This window comes from Pseudomonas arsenicoxydans (assembly GCF_900103875.1).
Classification (GTDB): Bacteria; Pseudomonadota; Gammaproteobacteria; order Pseudomonadales; family Pseudomonadaceae; genus Aquipseudomonas; species Aquipseudomonas arsenicoxydans.
Window position 1 is genome coordinate 445,861 of record NZ_LT629705.1, and the last position, 20,254, is coordinate 466,114.

Here is a 20,254-nt window from a genome sequence, read left to right on the forward strand (position 1 = left end):
ACTTGCACAAACCTCTGTGGGAGCGAGCCTGCTCGCGATAGCGGTGGCACATTCAGCATTTGTTTTTCTGATACACCGCTATCGCGAGCAGGCTCACCCCTACAGGGGATCTGCGTTAATCCAGTGGCATCACGGTGACGCGGACTTCTGGGTCATGATTCCCGCCGCCCAGAATCACCCCACGCAATGGCGAAACATCGGAAAAATCCCGTCCCCAGGCCAGGGTGATGTGCTCCAGTGCCGGCTGCACGTTGTTGGTCGGATCGAAATCAACCCAGCCCAGCACCGGGCAAAACACCGAAACCCAGGCATGCGATGCGTCAGCGCCAATCAGTCGTGGCTGGCCCGGCGGTGGCTGGGTCAGCAGGTAGCCGCTGATGTAACGCGCCGCCAACCCACGGGAGCGCACACACGCGAGCATCAGGTGAGCGAAGTCCTGGCACACCCCGCGTCGGCGCTCCAACACTTCCACCAGCGGTGTCGCCACTTGAGTGGCTTCGGCGTCGAAGGTGAATTCGCTGAAGATTTTTTCCATCAATGCCTGGACGCCTAACAACAGCGGTCGCCCCGAAGGGAAACAACTTTCCGAGAATTCGACAAAGTTGCGTTTCAAATGCACGTAAGGCGATTCGAACCGGTAACGACACGCTTCCAGCAACTCAGGCGAAAGTGGCTGGCTGCTATAGCTCAGTGCGTTACGGGTTTCTTCCCACGCCGGGGATAGATTGAAATCCAGCTTTGGCCGGGCCAACACCTCGACCGTGAGACTCGCGTTGACCAGCAACTCATCGTGCGGCCTCTCGAATGCCAACCGGGTCAGCGGATTGCCGAACACGTCCAGCTCATCGCGGCGCGAGGTCGGCTCGGGGCTGATCTGCAATTGCCGCTCGGTGCAGCGTTGCCAGGCACAGGCCCGCGGCCACAGGTGAGCCAGTTGCTGGGCCAGGGATACCGGGCTGTCGTAGTGATAATGGGTGTCGTGGAAAATCTGGTAATGGGCGCTCATCAGACGGACACCGTGCGCTGGCTGACATCATCGACGTGGGCGAAATGGCGCAACGCCAGGCGATCCGACACTTGCCCGCTGGCATCGGCGATCTGTTGCAGCAAATCCGCAAGCCCCTCAATGGCGGCGCGAACGCTGGCTTCACCGAACAACGAATTCTCCAGGCAGCCCAGGTCGAACTGCGCCAACCGTTCGACCAGTTGCGGCAGCCCGGCTTCGCGCGGCGCGCCAAAGTCATCGTTCAAACGCTTGAGCGTGCGGGTCACCAGTTTCAATTGGAACAACACCGCGTGAGGGTTTTGCTCATCGAGCAGCAACAGGTCGAGCACCGGAATCAACTGCGCCACGGCCAGATAGCGCGAGCGGTAAGTGATGCTGCTGTTGCCCAGCTCCAGCAGCCATTCCAGCCCGGCCTGATCAAACGCGCCGGCACCGCGCAGAAACGCCGCCAGGCTGCCACTGAGAAACTGCAGTCGCTCGATGCGCCGGCCAATCATCAAAAAGCGCCAACCTTCGTCTCGCGTCATGTCATCCAGGGCGAAACCGGACAATGCCGCGAGGGACATCACCAGGCGGTTGAGGAAATCCAGCAACTCGCCGAAATCCGGCTCTTCGGTTTCCAGCTCCATGGCCTCACGCTGCAACTCCACCAACGCCTGCCAGTTTTCCCGCGAGAGCTTGCCCCGCACCTGCGATGCCGCCCACTGCAAACGTTGCAGGTTGGAACGCAGGCTGAACGGCCAATCGTCGCCGAGCAACGCGGCCAACAACCGCTCAGGCAACGCGCCTTCGTCCGGCAACAAATTCAGGCGCTCGCCGAGATCGACCGCCGCCTCCAGCGCCTGCGGGTCGTCCCCATCGACATAGCGCGCAAGCATGATCCGCAGCAGTCGGGCGCTGTCATCGCAACGTTCGCAATAGCGGCCGAACCAGAACAGGTTTTCCACCACCCGCGACGGCAGATAGGGATCACGCCGCACCAGATCATGCACGCCGATCGTGCGCTGGGTTTTCCATTGTTCGCCGCTCGGCGGACGATCCCCCAGCACCCATGTGTCCTTGCTCGCGCCACCGCGTTGCATCGACACCACTTCGGCGTCTGCCTCTGCGGCAACCCGCGTCAAACCACCCGGTAATACCCTATAGCCGTCGCGGCTGGCCACCGCATACATGCGCATGCCGATGGCGCGTGGTTGCAGCTGACCGTCCTCGGCCTGCCAGATAGGCGCCTGAGACAACTGTGCCAATTCTTGCGCAACATAGGCATAAGGCCGCGCTTGCATGCGCTCTGCCAATGCCTGGCGCTGTTTTTCACTCAAATCCCGGCCAAACACCGGAGCGAAGCTTTGCGATGGAAAGGCCGGCTTGATCAAAAGCTCGGGCAGTTTTTCCAGGGCTTGAGCCAGCACTGGCGCTTCCCCACACCACCAGGTCGCGATGGACGGCAGGATCAATTCTTCGCCGAACAGGAACTGATTGATCCGCGGCAAAAAGCCCAGCAACCCCGGCGACTCCAGCACGCCGCTGCCGAGGGCATTGGCCACCAGCACGCGGCCCTGTCGCACGGCTTCAAGCAGGCCCGGTACGCCAAGCGCCGAGTCGGTGCGCAGCTCCAGCGGATCGCAGAAATCATCGTCGAGGCGACGCATGATCGCGTGAACCCGACGCAAGCCACTGAGGGTTTTCAGGTAGACCGTTGCATCGCGCACCGTGAGGTCGCCCCCCTCAACCAGGGGATAACCGAGCTGACGCGCCAAATAGAGATGTTCGAAATAGCTTTCGTTGAAACGCCCCGGCGTCAGCAGCACGATCAGCGGCGCCTCATCATCGCTTGGCGCCTGGCGGGCAAGGGTTTCCTGAAGCGTGCGGAAGAACCCGGCCAGATGCTGCACCTTCAAATCGCGATACAACTCGGGAAACGCCCGGGACACGATGGTGCGGTTCTCCAGCGCGTAACCGGCACCGGATGGCGCTTGAGTGCGATCTGCCGTGACCCACCAGCGGCCATCAGGCGTGCGCGCCAGATCCACGGCGTACAGATGCAGGAAGGTGCCGTCGGGCGGCGCAATGCCTTGGCAAGGCCAGAGGAAGTTGTTGTGGCCGAATACCAGTTCCGCCGGCAGCAAACCTTCGGCGATTAACCGTTGCGGACCATAGAGGTCCGCCAGCACAGCATTGAGCAAGCGTGCCCGCTGGGCGATCCCGGCCGATAACCGTGCCCATTCATCAGCGGCAATCACATGCGGCAGCAGGTCAAGTTCCCACGGTCGGTCAGCGCCCTTGGGGTCGGCGTAGACGTTGTAGGTCACGCCGTTTTCCTGGATCTGCCGGGTCAACAGCGCCTGACGCTGCACCAATTGCATTGGCGTGCTGCGTTGCAATTGGTCGAACAGACGGCGCCAGTGCGGGCGTACGGCGCCGCTGTCGTCGAGCAGTTCGTGATAAGTGCCCGCCGTCAGCGGGTAGCGGTCAAGCAGGTCAGGCATGGAAAGCTCGGCAGACAGCAAAGAACGGTCAGACTAACGCAGGCTCATGACACCCGGATAGACGAAAAATCCGGGCGTCGCGTACGGTTTAGAAACGTCGTAAATCGAGCGTCATCGGCAACTCGTCGTTTATTTCCAGGATCGGTACAGGCAGTTTCCCGGGCGTGTGCCCGATACGGAAAAACCGCGCCATCCGCCGGCTTTCGGCCTCATTGGCGTTCACCGGCAGGCTGTCGTAGTTGCGCCCGCCCGGATGGGCGACGTGGTACTGACAGCCACCCAGCGAACGCTGCATCCAGGTGTCGAGCAGGTCGAACACCAACGGTGCGTGAACCGGGATGGTCGGATGCAGGCAGTTGGCCGGTTGCCACGCGCGGAAACGCACGCCGGCGACAAATTCACCAACCCGCCCGGTAGGCTGCAAAGGCACCGGGACGCCATTGCAGGTCAGCATGTAACGCTGCGGCGCCAGTCCGGTGAGCTTGACCTGCAAGCGCTCCAAAGACGAATCGACGTAGCGCACCGTACCGCCGACCGCGCCCTCCTCGCCCAGCACATGCCAAGGCTCCAACGCCTGGCGCACTTCAAGCTCAATGCCACTGACCGCGTAATCGCCGACTTTGGGAAAGCGAAATTCCAGATGCGCCGCAAACCACTCAGCACGCACGGGATAACCGGCAGCATTGAGATCGACAATCACATCAGCGAAATCCTGCTCGATAAAGTGTGGCAACAGGAACCGGTCATGCAGTTCAGTGCCCCAGCGCGCCAGCTTCGGCGGCGCATAAGGCTCACGCCAGAACCGCGCAACCAGCGCCCGCAGCAACAACTGCTGAGCCAGGCTCATGCGCGCATGCGGCGGCATTTCAAATGCGCGCAATTCGAGCAGTCCAAGCCGCCCCGTCGCGCCATCCGGCGAATAGAGCTTGTCGATGCAGAACTCGGCGCGGTGCGTGTTGCCGGTCACGTCGATCAGCAAGTTGCGCAGCAACCGGTCGACCAGCCACGGCGCACACGCCTCGCCCGGTTCGGGCATCTGGGCGAAGGCGATTTCCAACTCGTACAACGCATCGTTGCGCGCTTCATCGACGCGCGGCGCCTGGGACGTCGGGCCGATGAACAATCCGGAAAACAGGTAGGACAGCGACGGGTGGTTATGCCAATAGCTGATCAGGCTGCGCAGCAGATCCGGACGGCGCAGAAACGGCGAGTCCGCCGGCGTTGCGCCACCCAGCACGAAATGGTTACCGCCGCCGGTGCCGGTGTGTCGCCCGTCGATCATGAATTTCTCGGTGGTCAATCGGGTCTGGCGCGCCTCTTCGTACAGAAACTCGGTGCGTTCGACCAGTTCGTCCCACGTGGCGGACGGCTGCACGTTGACCTCGATCACGCCCGGATCGGGGGTAATGCGGAAGTTGCTCAGGCGTGGATCGCTCGGCGGTTCATAGCCTTCCAGCAACACCGGGCAATGCAGTTCCTGAGCCGTGGCCTCGATGGCGGTGACCAGCTCCAAATAGTCTTCGACCCGTTCCAGAGGCGGCATGAACAGGTACAACCGCCCCTCCCGGGCCTCGGCGCAGAACGCGGTGCGGGTGAGCCAATCGGCGGATTCATCGACATTCGGCGCCCGCTCAACCGCCTCGGCCGGCACGCCCGGGTTGTTCAACTGCATAGTGTCCGGGAGTGGCGCAAATTCCTGGTTCGGATCGGCGGGATGGATGAACGGATACTCCGCCGCCTTCACCCAAGGCTGCGAGCCCAGTGGCAAGCGATAGCCCAGCGGCGAATCCCCCGGCACCAGCCGGCAATGTTCGTCGCGCAGATACCAGCGACCGCTTTGCCACTGATCACCTTTGGCGGTACGCGCCAGCGGCAAGACCTGCCCGATGACTTTGTCCAGGCCCTGGCTGAAGACTTTGCGCAGGCGCGCACGCTCCAGCGGTTCTTCCAGACGTGGGTCTTCGGCGCTGACGTTCAGCGGTAAAGTGCCTTCGCGCCAGAGGTAATAGAAGTTGTCTTCGTAGGCTGGAAACACGAAGCGAGTCGGAATTTTCAGGCGTTCGGCGACACTCGCCAGAAAACGCCCGGCCAGTTCGCCATCGGCGCCGTAGTCCTCCTGCTCATCGGCGATCAAGGCACTGTTATGCCAGATCGGCACGCCATCGCGGCGCCAGTAGCAGTTCAGCGACCAGCGCGGCAATTGCTCGCCGGGGTACCACTTGCCCTGACCGAAGTGCACCAGGCCTTTGGGCGCGTAATGCTTACGCATGCGCTGGAACAGCTCGGCAGACAGGCGTCGCTTGTCCGGCCCCAGCGCTGCGGTGTTCCATTCGGCGCCGTCCGGGTCATCGATGGACACGAAGGTTGGCTCGCCGCCCATGGTCAGGCGCACATCGCCTTCGAGCAGGTCAGCATCGATCTGCCGCCCCAGAGCCTGGATCGCCAGCCACTGGTCTTCGGTGTAGGGTTTTGTGACCCGCGGCGCTTCCCAAATCCGCTCCACGGACATTTCGTGGGTGAACTCGCACTCGCACGGTTCCACCAAGCCGCTGATGGGTGCCGCAGAGCCCGGATCGGGACTGCACGCCAACGGAATGTGTCCTTCCCCGGCAAACAGCCCTGAGGTTGCGTCCAGGCCGATCCAGCCGGCACCGGGCAAATAGACCTCGCACCAGGCGTGCAGGTCGGTGAAATCCACTTCAGTGCCAGAGGGGCCGTCGAGGCTTTTGACGTCGGCGGTCAGCTGGATCAGGTAACCGGAGACGAATCGAGCCGCGAGGCCGAGATTTCGTAGCAGCTGCACCAGCAACCACGCCGAGTCGCGACACGAGCCAGAGGCATGTTCGAGGGTGTGTTCCGGCGTCTGCACGCCCGGCTCCATGCGGATCAGGTAGCCGATGTCTTCGCTCAAACGCTGGTTGAGCGCCACGAGGAAATCCACGCTGGGCAGCGGCGTGCGGTCGATGCCGTCCAGATAGGCCTTGAACTTCGGCGTCAGGGGCAAGGTTTCCAGATAAGGCGCCAGTTCCTTGCGCTCATCGGCGGCATAGGTGAACGGGATCTTTTCCGCGTAGGGTTCAAGGAAGAAGTCGAAGGGATTGAACACCGCCATCTCCGCCAGCAGATCAACTTCGATCCGTAGCTCGGAGGTTTTTTCCGGGAACACCAATCGCGCCAGGTAATTGCCCTGGGGGTCCTGCTGCCAGTTGATAAAGTGCTGCTCGGGCGAGACTTTCAGCGCATAGGAGAGAATCCGCGTGCGGCTGTGGGCGGCCGGGCGCAGGCGAACGATCTGCGGACCGAGCTCGACAGCGCGGTCGTAGCGGTAATGCGTGACGTGGTGCAATGCGACATGAATCGACACGGCGTGCCTCCTGCGAGCCTTAAGCGTATTGGAAAGCGCGCAAGACTTATGCCATCCCGTGGCGCTGGCGCTTTCTTCCGTTGCTTGAGGCAGTACAGCACCAAAATCGGGCGATGCGGGAAATTGGTTTGGCCCAGTTGCACGAAAATGTCGCGGCTGAGGGGCTGTGAGACAACACAGATTCCGACCCGACGCCCGATTTTCCCCAACGCAGAAACGCAAAACGCCAACCCTAAGGTTGGCGTTCTGTTCAGCTCAAGCGAGGTTTAGCGCGGTACGACCGGCTTGCGGGCAGGTTTCGGACCTTTGCCTTTCGCCGCGTCCTTGCGTTCCTTGGCCGCCTGCTGGTTGCGGGCGAACGCCGCAGCCTTGGCCTGTTCACGCTTGTCCCACGGGTTACCGCCATCGCTGGCGCGTGGTGGCAGGCCGGTGTGCTGGGTCAGGATCTTGGTGGTCTTCTCACCAGCGACTTTGTGGCTGCCAGCCGGCGTCGAGTTCTTGCGACGGGCGCTCTGGTAGCTGTCGGTCGCGGGCTGATGCAACGGAATCAACTGATTCTTGCCCGGCCCGATCAGGTCGGCGCGGCCCATGCGGGTCAACGCTTCACGCAGCATCGGCCAGCCTTTCGGATCGTGATACCGCAAGAACGCCTTGTGCAGACGACGCTGCTCTTCGCTCTTGACGATGGTCACCGCATCGCTCTTGTACGTCACCTTGCGCAGCGGGTTTTTGCCCGAGTGGTACATCGCGGTGGCGGTGGCCATCGGCGACGGGTAGAACGCCTGCACCTGGTCGGCACGGAAGCCGTTGCCCTTGAGCCACAGGGCCAGGTTCATCATGTCTTCGTCGGTGGTGCCCGGGTGGGCAGCGATGAAGTACGGAATCAGGTACTGCTCTTTCCCGGCTTCCTTGGAGTACTTCTCGAACATGCGCTTGAACTTGTCATAGCTGCCGATGCCCGGTTTCATCATCTGGTTGAGCGGACCTTCCTCGGTGTGTTCCGGGGCGATCTTCAGGTAACCACCCACGTGATGGGTCACCAGCTCCTTGACGTATTCCGGCGACTCGACCGCGAGGTCGTAACGCAGACCGGAAGCGATCAGGATCTTCTTCACACCCGGCAGCGCACGTGCGCTGCGATACAGCTGGATCAGCGACGAGTGGTCGGTGTTCAAGTTCGGGCAAATCCCCGGGAACACGCACGATGGCTTACGGCACGCGGATTCGATTTCCGGGCTCTTGCAGGCGATGCGGTACATGTTAGCGGTCGGGCCGCCGAGGTCGGAAATGACGCCGGTAAAGCCTGGAACCTTGTCGCGGATCTCTTCGATTTCGCGAATGATCGACTCTTCGGAACGGTTCTGGATGATCCGACCTTCGTGCTCAGTGATCGAGCAGAAGGTGCAGCCACCGAAGCAGCCACGCATGATGTTCACCGAGAAGCGGATCATGTCGTAGGCCGGGATTTTTTCCTTGCCGTACGCCGGGTGTGGAACGCGGGCATAAGGCATGCCGAACACGTAGTCCATTTCTTCGGTGGTCATCGGAATCGGCGGCGGGTTGAACCAGACGTCGACTTCGCCGTGCTTCTGCACCAGCGCACGGGCGTTGCCCGGGTTGGTTTCCAGGTGAAGCACGCGGTTGGCGTGAGCGTACAGAACGGCGTCGCCGCGAACCTTTTCTACCGATGGCAGACGGATCACGGTCTTGTCGCGGGTCATCCGAGGGCTTGCCAGAATCTGCACGACCTTGGCTTCTTCCGGATCTTCAACCGGTCCCTTTTCCTGCTCGATGGCGCAGGCCTGGGTATCCTGGGTGTTGACGTACGGGTTGATGATCTTGTCGATCTTGCCCGGACGGTCGATGCGTGTGGAGTCGACTTCGTACCAGCCTTGCGGCGTATCGCGACGAATGAACGCGGTGCCGCGCACGTCGGTGATGTCTTCGATCTTGTGACCGTAGGACAGACGCTGGGCGACTTCGACGATCGCGCGTTCGGCGTTGCCGTACAGCAGGATGTCGGCGCAGGCGTCGATCAGGATCGAGTTACGCACCCGGTCCTGCCAGTAATCGTAGTGAGCGATGCGGCGCAGGGAGGCTTCGATGCCACCGAGCACGATCGGCACGTTCTTGTAGGCTTCCTTGCAGCGCTGGCTGTAAACCAGGCTCGCGCGGTCCGGACGTTTGCCCGCCAGGCCACCGGGGGTGTAGGCGTCGTCGGAACGGATTTTCTTGTCGGCGGTGTAGCGGTTGATCATCGAGTCCATGTTGCCGGCCGCGACGCCGAAGAACAGGTTCGGCTCGCCGAGCTTCATGAAGTCGTCTTTGGACTGCCAGTTTGGCTGAGCAATGATCCCGACGCGAAAGCCTTGCGACTCCAGCAGCCGGCCAATGATCGCCATGCCGAACGACGGATGGTCAACGTACGCATCACCGGTGACGATGATGATGTCGCATGAATCCCAGCCAAGCTGATCCATCTCCTCCCTGCTCATCGGCAGGAATGGCGCGGGACCGAAACATTCGGCCCAGTACTTGGGATAGTCAAATAACGGCTTGGCTGTTTGCATGACGATGACCGGTGTTGAGATGAAAAATCGCGGGCGCGGAATATAGCACAAAAAATAACCAATTCCGACGGCTATGGTCGGAAATAGCGGTGCCCTCGTCGAGGGCACTACACAGCTTACTCGTCGTCGAAGTTGTAACTGCCCGGCGCCAGGTTTTCGAAACGGGTGTACTTGCCGATGAACGCCAGCCGTGACGTACCGATCGGGCCGTTCCGCTGTTTACCGATGATGATTTCGGCAATGCCCTTGTGCTCGGTTTCCGGGTGGTACACCTCATCCCGGTAAACGAACATGATCACGTCAGCATCCTGCTCGATCGCTCCGGATTCCCGGAGGTCGGAGTTGATCGGGCGTTTGTTCGGTCGTTGCTCCAGGGAGCGGTTGAGCTGGGACAGCGCCACCACCGGGCAGTTGAATTCCTTGGCCAGGGCTTTCAAGGACCGGGAAATCTCGGAAATCTCGTTGGTCCGGTTATCGCCACCGGAACCTGGGATCTGCATCAATTGCAGGTAGTCGATCATGATCAGGGCGATGTCGCCGTGCTCACGCACCAGACGCCGGGTCCGCGCGCGCATCTCCGAGGGGCTGATACCCGCCGTATCGTCGATGAACAGTTTGCGATCGTTGAGCAGATTGACCGCCGAGGTCAGGCGCGGCCAATCGTCATCGTCCAGTCGACCGGCCCGGACCTTGGTCTGGTCGATACGTCCAAGCGACGACAACATACGCATGATCAGCGATTCGCCTGGCATCTCCAGCGAGTAAACCAGGACGCACTTGTCACTGCGCAACACGGCGTTTTCCACCAGGTTCATCGCAAAGGTGGTTTTACCCATGGACGGACGGCCGGCGACGATGATCAGGTCAGACGGCTGCAGGCCGCTGGTCATTCCGTCGAGGTCGGTGTAACCGGTAGACAGGCCGGTAATGGCGTTGTCGGTGTTGAACAAGGTGTCGATGCGATCGATGGCCTTGGTCAGCAGGTCATTCACACTCACCGGGCCGCCGGTTTTTGGCCGTGCCTCGGCGATCTGGAAGATCTGCCGTTCGGCTTCATCGAGAATCTCTTCAGCCGTTCGGCCTTCAGGGTTGAAGGCGCTGTCGGCAATCTCGCTGGCGATACCGATCAATTGCCGCAACGTCGCTCGGGCCCGAACGATCTGCGCATAGGCCTTGATGTTGGCGACGGACGGCGTGTTTTTCGCCAACTCACCCAGGTAACCGAGACCACCGACTTGCGAGGTCTGACCTTCCTTGTCCAATTGCTCGGCCAGGGTCACGACGTCGATCGGCGAGTTCTGATCAGCCAGTTTGGCGATCGCGCGGAAGATCAAACGGTGGTCATGTCGATAGAAATCGCCGTCCGAAACCTGATCCAGCACGCGTTCCCAGGCGTTGTTGTCCAGCATCAGACCACCGAGCACGGCCTGTTCGGCCTCGATGGAATGCGGCGGTACCTTCAGGGCAGCGGTTTGCAGATCGTATTGCTCGGGTGCGGAGATATCGTTCATGGCCACTTGGTTATATTAGAAAAGCAGGGTGTGAAAATCAGGAACTGCAGAAAGACAAAGGGCACGACCTGTAAACAGGATCGTGCCCGATGTTACCGGCAAGCACCCGAGGGTGCCAGCCGACAAGTGCTGCTTAAGCTGCTACCACGACAACGCGTACGGTGGCTTCAACTTCGGCGTGCAGGTGCACGGCTACGTCGAATTCGCCTACGTTGCGGATGGTGCCGTTCGGCAGACGAACTTCGCTTTTTGCAACTTCAACGCCAGAGGCGGTCAGTGCATCAGCGATGTCGTGAGTACCGATCGAACCGAACAGCTTGCCTTCGTCACCAGCGGTGGCAGTGATAGTCACTTCCAGCTCAGCCAGTTGGGCGGCACGGCTTTCAGCCGAGATCTTACGGTCTGCTGCGGCTTTTTCCAGCTCAGCGCGACGCTCTTCGAACGCAGCCAGGTTGGCAGCGGTCGCAGCGGTAGCTTTGCCGTAAGGCAGCAGGTAGTTACGACCGTAACCAGCCTTGACGTTTACTTTGTCACCCAGGTTGCCCAGGTTGGTGACTTTTTCCAGAAGGATCAGTTGCATGTGAAAATCCTCTTAACTTTTAACCTTCACCGTTCGCGCTATCGGCGTCTTTCGGCGCCGAACGACCGCGAAAATCAATCAGGCTGTCGACGATGGCCAAGACCACCAGCAACGGATAGATCAGCTGCATGAACAGCAACAGCGTGACGTACAACCCCACCAGCCAGAACCTGGCCAGTCGCTTCTTCGCCACCAGCCCGTGAATCAGGGCCAGCCCGGCGAATACCAGCGGAACACTGCACAACGGTGTCAACATCGCCATCTGTGGACCGATGTTCGGCCCCAGAAGCATCAACACCAGCATTGCAATCGCCGGTCCCAGCGGGAATCGGATGGCGCGAAACTCGCGACCAAAACCACCCGGGTTGTACAACAACGCCTGCCAGTAGCGCCCGACAATCAGGCTCAGCACACTGACGATTTGCAACAAGGCCGCAATCAGGCCGGTCAGGACCGGTGCAATCAGGGACGCAAAATGCGCTTGCTCGTCTACCGACAACTTCTGGTAGACATCACCGAGTAGCGACGGCATGACCTTTATCAAGGCCTGCGCCAGCATCTCGATCTGGGGCGCAAAAGCCGCCCCCAGCACCACCGAAAACACCGTTCCCACTGCTACGCTGACCAGCAGCACGCGGACCCAGGACTCGCTTGCGCGCAAAACCAACGCAAGGCTCGAAGACCCCAGCAGCACCAGAAGTGCCCGTGGGTCGTCGGAGTAAAGCCACCAGACCAACGCCGGCAGCAGTCCCAGAGCAAGTACGCCAATGGCGTCCTTCAATCCGCGCCGCAAGAGCACAAGGCATCCAGCGGCAGCACCCAACCAATACAACAACGGCAATGTTGCGCATCCGGCCACTACGAGAGTGGCCTGCATACGGCCGCGCATGATGAACTCAGCTAAGGCACGCATGCTTTCAATCCTTTGCTACGTGTCGACTGCCCGGTCTCAGCGGCCGTGGCTGTCGGTGTAGGCCAGCAGGGCCAGGAAGCGGGCGCGCTTGATAGCGGTGGCCAGCTGACGCTGATAACGTGCTTTGGTACCGGTGATGCGGCTTGGAACGATTTTGCCGGTCTCGGATACATAAGCTTTCAGAGTGTTGAGATCTTTGTAATCGATCTCTTTCACGTCTTCAGCGGTGAAGCGGCAGAATTTACGACGACGGAAGAAACGTGCCATTTGATAGGCTCCTTAAAAGGTCCGTGGATTACTCGTCAGCGTTATCGCTGTTGTCGCTGTCATCACTATCAGCGCTTTCAGCGCCTTCGTGCTCAGGACGGTCGCGACGCTCACGGCGCTCACTGCGGTTTTCTTCAGCCTTGAGCATCTCGGATTGGCCGGTAACGGCTTCTTCGCGACGGATGACCAGGTTACGGATCACTGCATCGTTGTAGCGGAAGTTGTCTTCCAGCTCGGCCAGGGCCTTGCCAGTGCATTCAACGTTCAGCATCACGTAGTGAGCCTTGTGAACATTGTTGATTGCGTAGGCCAGTTGACGACGGCCCCAATCTTCCAGACGGTGGATTTTGCCGCCGTCTTCTTCGATCAGCTTGGTGTAACGCTCAACCATGCCGCCGACTTGCTCGCTTTGATCCGGGTGGACCAAAAAGATGATTTCGTAATGACGCATGAATGCTCCTTACGGGTTGTAGCCTGCCGCTCAAAAGCGGTCAGACAAGGAGTGAATGACACTAATGGACTTGCTTGCGATAGACACATGCGTGCCTGCCGTCACAGCAAGGGGCGCAATTGTAGAGAAGGGACAGGAGAGGTGCAAGGCAATTGGTGATTATTTGAACAATCACCGGGATCTGTGCCGAACACCTGTAGGAGCTGCCGAAGGCTGCGATCTTTTGATCTTGAAAAATCAAAAGATCGCAGCCTCGTTTCACTCGACAGCTCCTACAAGGGGGAGTCAGGACTTTTTGGCGGCCCCGGCTGCTTTCACGCTGCGCTGGCGTTGCGCTTCGAACAGACAAACGCCAGTCGCCACGGAGACGTTGAGACTGCTGACGCTGCCAGTCATCGGCAAGTGCACCAGGTAGTCGCAAAGATCGCGAGTCAGGCGACGCATGCCGCTGCCTTCGGCACCCATGATCAGGATGGTCGGGCCAGTCATGTCCTGCTGATACAGACTCTGCTCAGCCTCGCCCGCCGTACCCACAACCCACAGGCCGCGCTGCTTGAGCTTTTCCAGGGTGCGCGCCAGGTTGGTCACGGCAACCAGCGGAATCACTTCCGCCGCGCCACAGGCGACTTTTCGCACCGTCGGGGTCAGCGTGGCCGACTTGTCTTTCGGAACGATCACCGCCAGAGCGCCGGCCGCATCAGCAGAACGCAGGCAAGCGCCGAGGTTGTGCGGATCGGTCACGCCGTCGAGCACCAACAGCAGCGGCGCGCCTTCGGTGCGATCGAGCAGTTCGTCGAGCATCGCTTCGCCCCAGACCTGGCTCGGGCTCACATCCGCCACCACGCCCTGGTGCACGCCTTCGACCCAGGCATCCAGCTCACGGCGCTCGGCGTTGCCGACGGCTACGCGATTTTCCGCCGCCAGTTGAATCAGGGTCTGCACACGCGGATCACTGCGGCCTTCAGCCAGCCAGATCTGCTTGACGCGTTTCGGGTGGTGACGCAGCAATGCTTCTACCGCATGCACGCCGTAGATTTTTTCCAACTGACTCATGACTTGGCCTTAGGTTTACGTGCCCCGCCGCTTTTGGCTGGGGCTGAACCCGCTTTTGGCGGGCCTTTACGGTGTTTGCTCGGCTTGCTGCCGGAAGCCTTGTCAGGCGCCGACCGTCCGGTCTTTCCCCCAGACGCCGCTTTACCGCCGCTTTTCGCTTCAGACAGCAACGCCTGTTTCATTTCACGGCTTTTACGCAGTTCGGCATTTTTTGCCGCAGCATCGCTCGGACGATAAGCCTCTACAGCCTTTTCCTTCGCAGGACGGCGACCGGTTTTCGCCGGTGCCGGCTCTGCAGCGGTTTTAGCAGCTGCCTTGGCGGCTGGTTCAGTCTTTTCAGTCCCGCGCTTCTTGCGACCGATCGGCGCGCTGATGGTTTTTTCAGCCATCTCGAAGTCGATCTTGCGCTCGTCGAGGTCAACCCGCATGACGCGCACTTCAACGGTGTCGCCAAGGCGGAAGCTGCGACCCGTACGCTCACCGGCCAGGCGGTGATGCACAGGGTCGAAGTGGTAGTAATCGCCCGGCAGCGCGGTGACATGCACCAGGCCTTCGACGTAGATGTCGGTCAGCTCGACGAACAGGCCAAAACCGGTCACGGCGGTGATCACACCCGGGAACGACTCGCCAACACGATCCTTCATGAACTCGCACTTGAGCCAGTTCACAACATCGCGGGTCGCTTCGTCGGCACGGCGCTCGCTCATCGAGCATTGCTCGCCGAGCTGCTCCAGCGCCGCTTCGTCGTACGGATAGATGCGCGCTTTCGGAATGGTCATCGCGCCAGCACGGCGAACGTGCGGCGTATCCTGCTTCGAATGGATAACGCTGCGAATTGCCCGGTGCGTGAGCAAGTCCGGGTAGCGGCGGATCGGCGAGGTGAAGTGGGTATAGGCTTCGTAATTCAGGCCGAAGTGGCCCTGGTTATCGGCGCTATACACCGCTTGGCTCAACGAACGCAGCATAACGGTCTGGATCAGATGGAAATCCGGACGATCCTTGATGCTCGCCAGCAACGCCTGGTAATCCTTCGGCGACGGGCCGTCCTTACCTTTGTGCAGGGACAGGCCGAGCTCGCCGAGGAAGGCGCGCAGTTTTTCCAGACGCTCCGGTGGCGGACCGTCGTGGACGCGATACAAAGCAGGGATTTCGTGTTTTTTCAGGAATTCGGCGGTGGCCACGTTGGCCGCCAGCATGCATTCCTCGATCAGCTTGTGCGCATCGTTGCGAACGGTCGGACGGATTTCGGCAATCTTGCGCTCGGTCCCGAAGATGATCCGGGTTTCCTGGGTTTCGAAATCGATCGCGCCGCGCACGTGTCGCGCAGCCAACAGCACTTTGTACAGGGCGTAAAGCTGCTTGAGATGCGGCAGCACGTCGTTGTACTCGCCACGAAGCTGACGCGCCTCGGTGAGTTTCGGCGTTTCCAGCATCGCGCTGACTTTGTTGTAGGTCAGGCGGGCATGGGAGTGAATCACCGCTTCGTAGAAGCAGTAGTCGGTCATCTCGCCGGTTTTGGAGATGGTCATCTCGCAAACCATGGCCAGGCGATCGACGTGCGGGTTCAGCGAGCACAGACCGTTGGACAGCTGCTCAGGCAGCATCGGCACCACGCGCTCGGGGAAATACACCGAGTTGCCGCGAACCTGAGATTCATTGTCCAGGGCCGAACCGATCTTCACGTAGCTGGAGACGTCGGCAATCGCCACGTACAACTTCCAGCCACCGGAGAACAGGCGCAGCTTGCCCGGCTTGGCTTCGCAGTACACCGCGTCATCGAAGTCGCGAGCATCTTCACCGTCGATGGTCACGAACGGCAGATGACGCAGGTCGATGCGCTTCTCTTTGTCTTTCTCTTCGACTTCCGGCTTGAGCTTGGCGGCTTCTTTGAGCACCGCCTCAGGCCAGACGTGAGGAATATCGTAAGTGCGCAGGGCGATGTCGATTTCCATGCCCGGCGCCATGTAGTTGCCCACGACTTCAACCACGTCGCCTTGCGGCTGGAAGCGTGGCGTCGGCCAGTGAGTGATCTTCACTTCGACGAACTGACCGATCTGCGCATTGGCGTTACGGCCCGGAGTGACCAGCACTTCTTGCTGGATCTTCGGGTTATCCGCCACAACGAAACCGATACCGCCCTCTTCGAAGTAGCGACCGACGATGGTCTCGTGGGCACGGGACACCACTTCGACGATCATGCCTTCACGGCGACCACGACGGTCGAGACCGGAGACACGGGCCAGCGCACGGTCGCCGTCGAACACCAGACGCATTTGCGCCGGGCTCATGAACAGGTCGTCACTGCCGTCGTCCGGGACCAGGAAGCCGAACCCGTCACGGTGACCGCTGATGCGGCCAAGGATTAGGTCGAGCTTGTCCACCGGCGCGTACGTGCCGCGACGGGTGTAGATGAGTTGAGCATCGCGCTCCATGGCGCGCAGGCGGCGACGCAGGGCTTCGATCTGGTCTTCTGTGGTCAGACCAAACTCTTCGACCAGCTGCTCGCGGTTAGCAGGCGAACCCCGATCAGCAAGGTGCTGAAGGATCAGTTCGCGGCTAGGAATAGGGTTGTCATATTTTTCCGCTTCACGAGCGGCCTCGGGATCGAGGGACTGCCAATCGGCCATTAGAGAGTTTTCACCTTGTCTATATGCGGGTTAGTTTGGCATAGGCGTAATGAAACGGGAAATTTCAGGCTGTGACAGCCCATCTAAAGCACTTTATCGACAACACAATGATGATTTAAATGCCACTGGTAACATTTTTCAGGTTTTTTTAATTCCAGGGGTTTACAGTTAAAAAGACGCTCCGTATAGTGCGCGCCATCGACGACGCACTAGCGTTGCCGATACTGCCCAGATGGTGAAATTGGTAGACACGCCAGCTTCAGGTGCTGGTGACCGCAAGGTCGTGGAAGTTCGAGTCTTCTTCTGGGCACCAATTTCGAGCTTGAGATTAGATCAATTTCAAGGCTCACACAAAAACCCGCGAAAGCGGGTTTTTTGCATTCTAAACATCTGATTTATTAAATCTAAATCAGGGGTTTACAGATCAAAACGCTCTCCGTATAGTGCGCCACATCAACAGCGGCAACGCTGAAGATCATGCCCAGATGGTGAAATTGGTAGACACGCCAGCTTCAGGTGCTGGTGACCGCAAGGTCGTGGAAGTTCGAGTCTTCTTCTGGGCACCAATTCAAATTTCAGAGTCGATCTGGAATTTCACAGAAACCCGCGAAAGCGGGTTTTTGCGTTTCCGGGCTTTGTGCAGGAGCTGCCGAAGGCTGCGATCTTTTGATCTTCAGCAATCTCAGCTCCGCCAACAATCAAGATCAAAAGATCGCGGCCTACGACAGTTGCTACCCCCTCAGCCGCCGCAAGGCGCACTTGAGAAACAATATCGTTTATCATTGTTGCAAGTTTTTGCAATGCGACAGTGAGGAACCCTGCGAATGATGTTTCGAAATACCCTGCGCCGCGGCCTGACCTTCACCCTGCTCAGCCTGGCCCTCGCCACTCCCCTCACCCAGGCTGCTGATCCAGTTTCCCTGACACTCTATAACGGTCAACACAAAGAAGTCGGCGATGCCGTCGCCAAAGCCTTCGAAGCCAAGACCGGTATTCACGTCAACGTGCGCAAAGGCAGCAGCAACCAGCTCGCCAGCCAGGTCGTCGAAGAAGGCGACCGCTCCCCCGCCGACGTGATCTACACCGAAGAATCGCCTCCGCTGAACAAGCTCGGCGAACAAGGCCTGCTGGCGCAAACCGATGCCGCCACCCTTGCCGTTCTGCCCAAAGACTACGTCGCCGGCAACGGCACCTGGATCGGCATCACCGCCCGGGTCCGCGTGGTGGCTTTCAACCCGAAACTGATAGACGAAAAAGACCTACCCAAGTCGGTGATGGAGTTCTCCGATCCGAAATGGCAAGGCAAGGTCGGCTTCGTGCCGAGCAGTGGCGCGTTCCAGGAACAGGCCGTGGCAATCATCAAAGTGCACGGCATGGATGCTGCTGAAGAATGGCTGACCGGCCTGCGCGCTTTCGGCAAGACCTACAGCAACAACATGGTCGCCCTGAAGGCGGTGGAAAACGGCGAAATCGCCACCGTACTGGTGAACAACTACTACTGGTTCGCCCTGCAACGCGAAAAAGGCCAGCTCGACTCGAAACTGCATTACTTCACCGGCGGCGACGTAGGTGGGCTGATCACGGTTTCCAGCGCGGCCGTGCTGAAATCGAGTAAACATCCAAAAGAAGCCCAGCAATTCCTTGCCTACATGGCCAGCGAAGAAGGTCAGCGCGTGATCACCCAGACCACCGCTGAATACCCGCTGCACAAAGGAATGGCATCGGATCGCGGCCTCAAGCCGTTCAGCGAGCTGCAAGCGCCGAAAGTCACGCCAGCCGATCTCGGCAACGCCGAAGAAGCCCTGGACCTGGAACGTGACGTTGGCTTGAACTGATGAGCGCATCGTTATCCGCCCCCGCCGAGCGCGGGGGTTACGTGCCACGGCGCAAGCGGCCATCGATCTGGCTGCTGCTACCGGTTTTGCTGTTGGTCGTACTCAGTCTGTTGCCGCTGGCTTATGTCGGACTCAAAACCTGGCAAGCCGGCTGGGCCGAGGCGCTGCACCTGCTTTGGCGGCCGTATGTATTTGGGTTGCTGCGCAATACGCTGGCACTGATGGTCGGTGTAACCCTGGCCTGCGGCGTCATCGGCTTATCGCTGGCCTGGTTGCTGGAACGCAGCAATCTACCGGGACGGCGACTGTGGGGCGTGATCCTATGCCTGCCGTTCGCGGTGCCAGCGTTTGTCAGCAGTTTTACCTGGGTTTCACTGAGTGCTCACTTCGAAGGCCTGGGCGGGGCGATCCTGGTGATGACCCTGTCCAAGTATCCGCTGATCTTTCTGCCGGTCGCGGCGACACTGCGCAATCTCGATCCTTCGCTTGAGGAGTCCGCCCGGACCCTTGGCCAGAACCGCTGGGGCGTGTTTTTCAAAATCACCCTGCCGCTTCTGTGGCCGTCACTGCTGGCCGGCTCGCTGCTGATCGCTTTGCACATGCTGGTAGAGTTCGGCGCGCTATCCATCATCGGCCTGCAAACCTTCACGACAGCGATCTATCAGCAGTTCGAACTGGAATTCAGTAACGCCAATGCAGCGATGCTTTCTGCCGTGTTGCTGGCGCTGTGCCTGATGTTGTTGTGGCTCGAACTACGGGTTCGCGGCAAAGGCCGGCATGTGCGCACCGGCCAGGGCGCGGCTCGGCGCGCAGAGCAGGTTCGGCTGGGGCCTTGGTCGGCGCTTGGCCAGGTTTATTGCCTGGCGCTGACTGTCGTCGGCAGCGGCATTCCGCTGGGCATGTTGGCTTACTGGCTGGCAGTGGGCTCCTCAGCTGCGTTCCCCGTGGCCGCGATCAGCGAGGCGCTGTTGTCGTCGCTGGCACTTTCCCTCGGTGGCGCAGCACTGTGCCTGGTACTGGCGGTGCCGGTTGGGCTGCTGGTGGTGCGCCATAAAGGGCAACTGGCAATCTGGGCCGAACGCTTGCCGTATCTGCTGCATGCGCTGCCAGGACTGGTGATCGCGCTGACGCTGGTGTACTTCGCCCTGCACTATGTGCCGGCGCTGTATCAGACCTCGGCGTTGCTGCTGATTGCTTATGCGCTGCTGTTCCTGCCGCTGGCTCAGGCACCGATCCGTACGGCACTGAACAAAGCCGCACCGCAATTGGAAGAAGCGGCACGCACGCTGGGGGCGTCGTCATTCAGTGCGTTTTGCCGAGTGACACTGCCGATCATTTTTCCGGCATTGGGCGCGGCGTTTGCGCTGGTCTTTCTGGATGCGATGAAGGAGCTGACGGCGACGCTGCTGCTGAGTCCGACCGGGCTTAATACGCTGGCGACTGAAGTGTGGGCGCATACCGCAAACGTGGAGTTTGCGGCGGCGGCGCCTTATGCGGCGCTGTTGATTTTGGTGTCGGGATTGCCGGTCTATTTGCTTACGACGCGGATGTATTTAAGCCGCTGAGAGAGCCATCGCGGACAAGCCCGCTC

At 60.1% G+C, this 20,254-nt stretch carries 13 protein-coding genes and 2 tRNA genes; 4 read left to right on the forward strand and 11 right to left on the reverse strand.

The window, feature by feature from the left end:
• Positions 1-115: 115 nt before the first annotated feature.
• The 11 genes from BLQ41_RS02025 to rnr all read right to left on the reverse strand — a co-directional run bounded on the left by BLQ41_RS02025 (position 116) and on the right by rnr (position 16,828).
• The gene (locus tag BLQ41_RS02025; RefSeq protein WP_090176219.1) at positions 116-1,006 is read right to left on the reverse strand and encodes a transglutaminase family protein; all 891 of its coding nucleotides are present in this window, start codon (positions 1,004-1,006) and stop codon (positions 116-118) included.
• Positions 1,006-3,492: a circularly permuted type 2 ATP-grasp protein gene (locus BLQ41_RS02030; RefSeq protein ID WP_090176221.1), complete on the reverse strand. Its 2,487-nt coding sequence runs from the start codon at positions 3,490-3,492 to the stop codon at positions 1,006-1,008. The genes BLQ41_RS02025 and BLQ41_RS02030 overlap by 1 nt, the downstream gene beginning before the upstream one ends.
• A gap of 88 nt (positions 3,493-3,580) precedes the next feature.
• Positions 3,581-6,856, reverse strand: coding sequence for a transglutaminase family protein (locus BLQ41_RS02035; protein ID WP_090176224.1), 3,276 nt, complete (start codon positions 6,854-6,856; stop codon positions 3,581-3,583).
• Positions 6,857-7,122: 266 nt separating this feature from the next.
• On the reverse strand, positions 7,123-9,426 hold the full coding sequence (locus tag BLQ41_RS02040) for a YgiQ family radical SAM protein (RefSeq protein ID WP_090176228.1): 2,304 nt from the start codon (positions 9,424-9,426) through the stop codon (positions 7,123-7,125).
• A gap of 116 nt (positions 9,427-9,542) precedes the next feature.
• Positions 9,543-10,937, reverse strand: coding sequence for a replicative DNA helicase (gene dnaB / locus BLQ41_RS02045; RefSeq protein WP_010464182.1), 1,395 nt, complete (start codon positions 10,935-10,937; stop codon positions 9,543-9,545).
• 133 nt (positions 10,938-11,070) lie between these two features.
• Entirely contained in the window at positions 11,071-11,517 is a 447-nt protein-coding gene (gene rplI / locus BLQ41_RS02050; RefSeq protein WP_033055552.1) for a 50S ribosomal protein L9, read from the reverse strand.
• A 19-nt stretch (positions 11,518-11,536) separates the two neighbouring features.
• On the reverse strand, positions 11,537-12,430 hold the full coding sequence (locus BLQ41_RS02055; RefSeq protein ID WP_090176231.1) for a YybS family protein: 894 nt from the start codon (positions 12,428-12,430) through the stop codon (positions 11,537-11,539).
• A 36-nt stretch (positions 12,431-12,466) separates the two neighbouring features.
• Positions 12,467-12,697 carry a 30S ribosomal protein S18 gene (gene rpsR, locus BLQ41_RS02060; RefSeq protein WP_002551829.1) on the reverse strand — a complete coding sequence of 77 codons (231 nt, stop codon included), beginning with the start codon at positions 12,695-12,697 and terminating at the stop codon, positions 12,467-12,469.
• Between the two features lie 28 nt (positions 12,698-12,725).
• Positions 12,726-13,148, reverse strand: a complete 423-nt coding sequence (rpsF, locus tag BLQ41_RS02065; protein ID WP_003217491.1) for a 30S ribosomal protein S6 — start codon at positions 13,146-13,148, stop codon at positions 12,726-12,728.
• A 285-nt stretch (positions 13,149-13,433) separates the two neighbouring features.
• Positions 13,434-14,201, reverse strand: coding sequence for a 23S rRNA (guanosine(2251)-2'-O)-methyltransferase RlmB (gene rlmB / locus BLQ41_RS02070; RefSeq protein WP_090176234.1), 768 nt, complete (start codon positions 14,199-14,201; stop codon positions 13,434-13,436).
• Positions 14,198-16,828, reverse strand: a complete 2,631-nt coding sequence (gene rnr / locus BLQ41_RS02075; protein WP_090176236.1) for a ribonuclease R — start codon at positions 16,826-16,828, stop codon at positions 14,198-14,200. The genes rlmB and rnr overlap by 4 nt, the downstream gene beginning before the upstream one ends.
• A gap of 226 nt (positions 16,829-17,054) precedes the next feature.
• Between rnr and BLQ41_RS02080 the strand changes: the two genes are divergently transcribed.
• The 4 genes from BLQ41_RS02080 (at position 17,055) to BLQ41_RS02095 (ending at position 20,228) form a co-directional block, all read left to right on the forward strand.
• Positions 17,055-17,141, forward strand: a tRNA-Leu gene (locus BLQ41_RS02080).
• A gap of 166 nt (positions 17,142-17,307) precedes the next feature.
• Positions 17,308-17,394 (forward strand) — tRNA-Leu (locus BLQ41_RS02085).
• 258 nt (positions 17,395-17,652) lie between these two features.
• Positions 17,653-18,663 carry an iron ABC transporter substrate-binding protein gene (locus BLQ41_RS02090; RefSeq protein WP_090176239.1) on the forward strand — a complete coding sequence of 337 codons (1,011 nt, stop codon included), beginning with the start codon at positions 17,653-17,655 and terminating at the stop codon, positions 18,661-18,663.
• A complete protein-coding gene (locus tag BLQ41_RS02095) occupies positions 18,663-20,228 on the forward strand; it encodes an ABC transporter permease (RefSeq protein ID WP_090176242.1) in 1,566 nt (521 codons plus the stop codon). The genes BLQ41_RS02090 and BLQ41_RS02095 overlap by 1 nt, the downstream gene beginning before the upstream one ends.
• Positions 20,229-20,254: the final 26 nt, after the last annotated feature.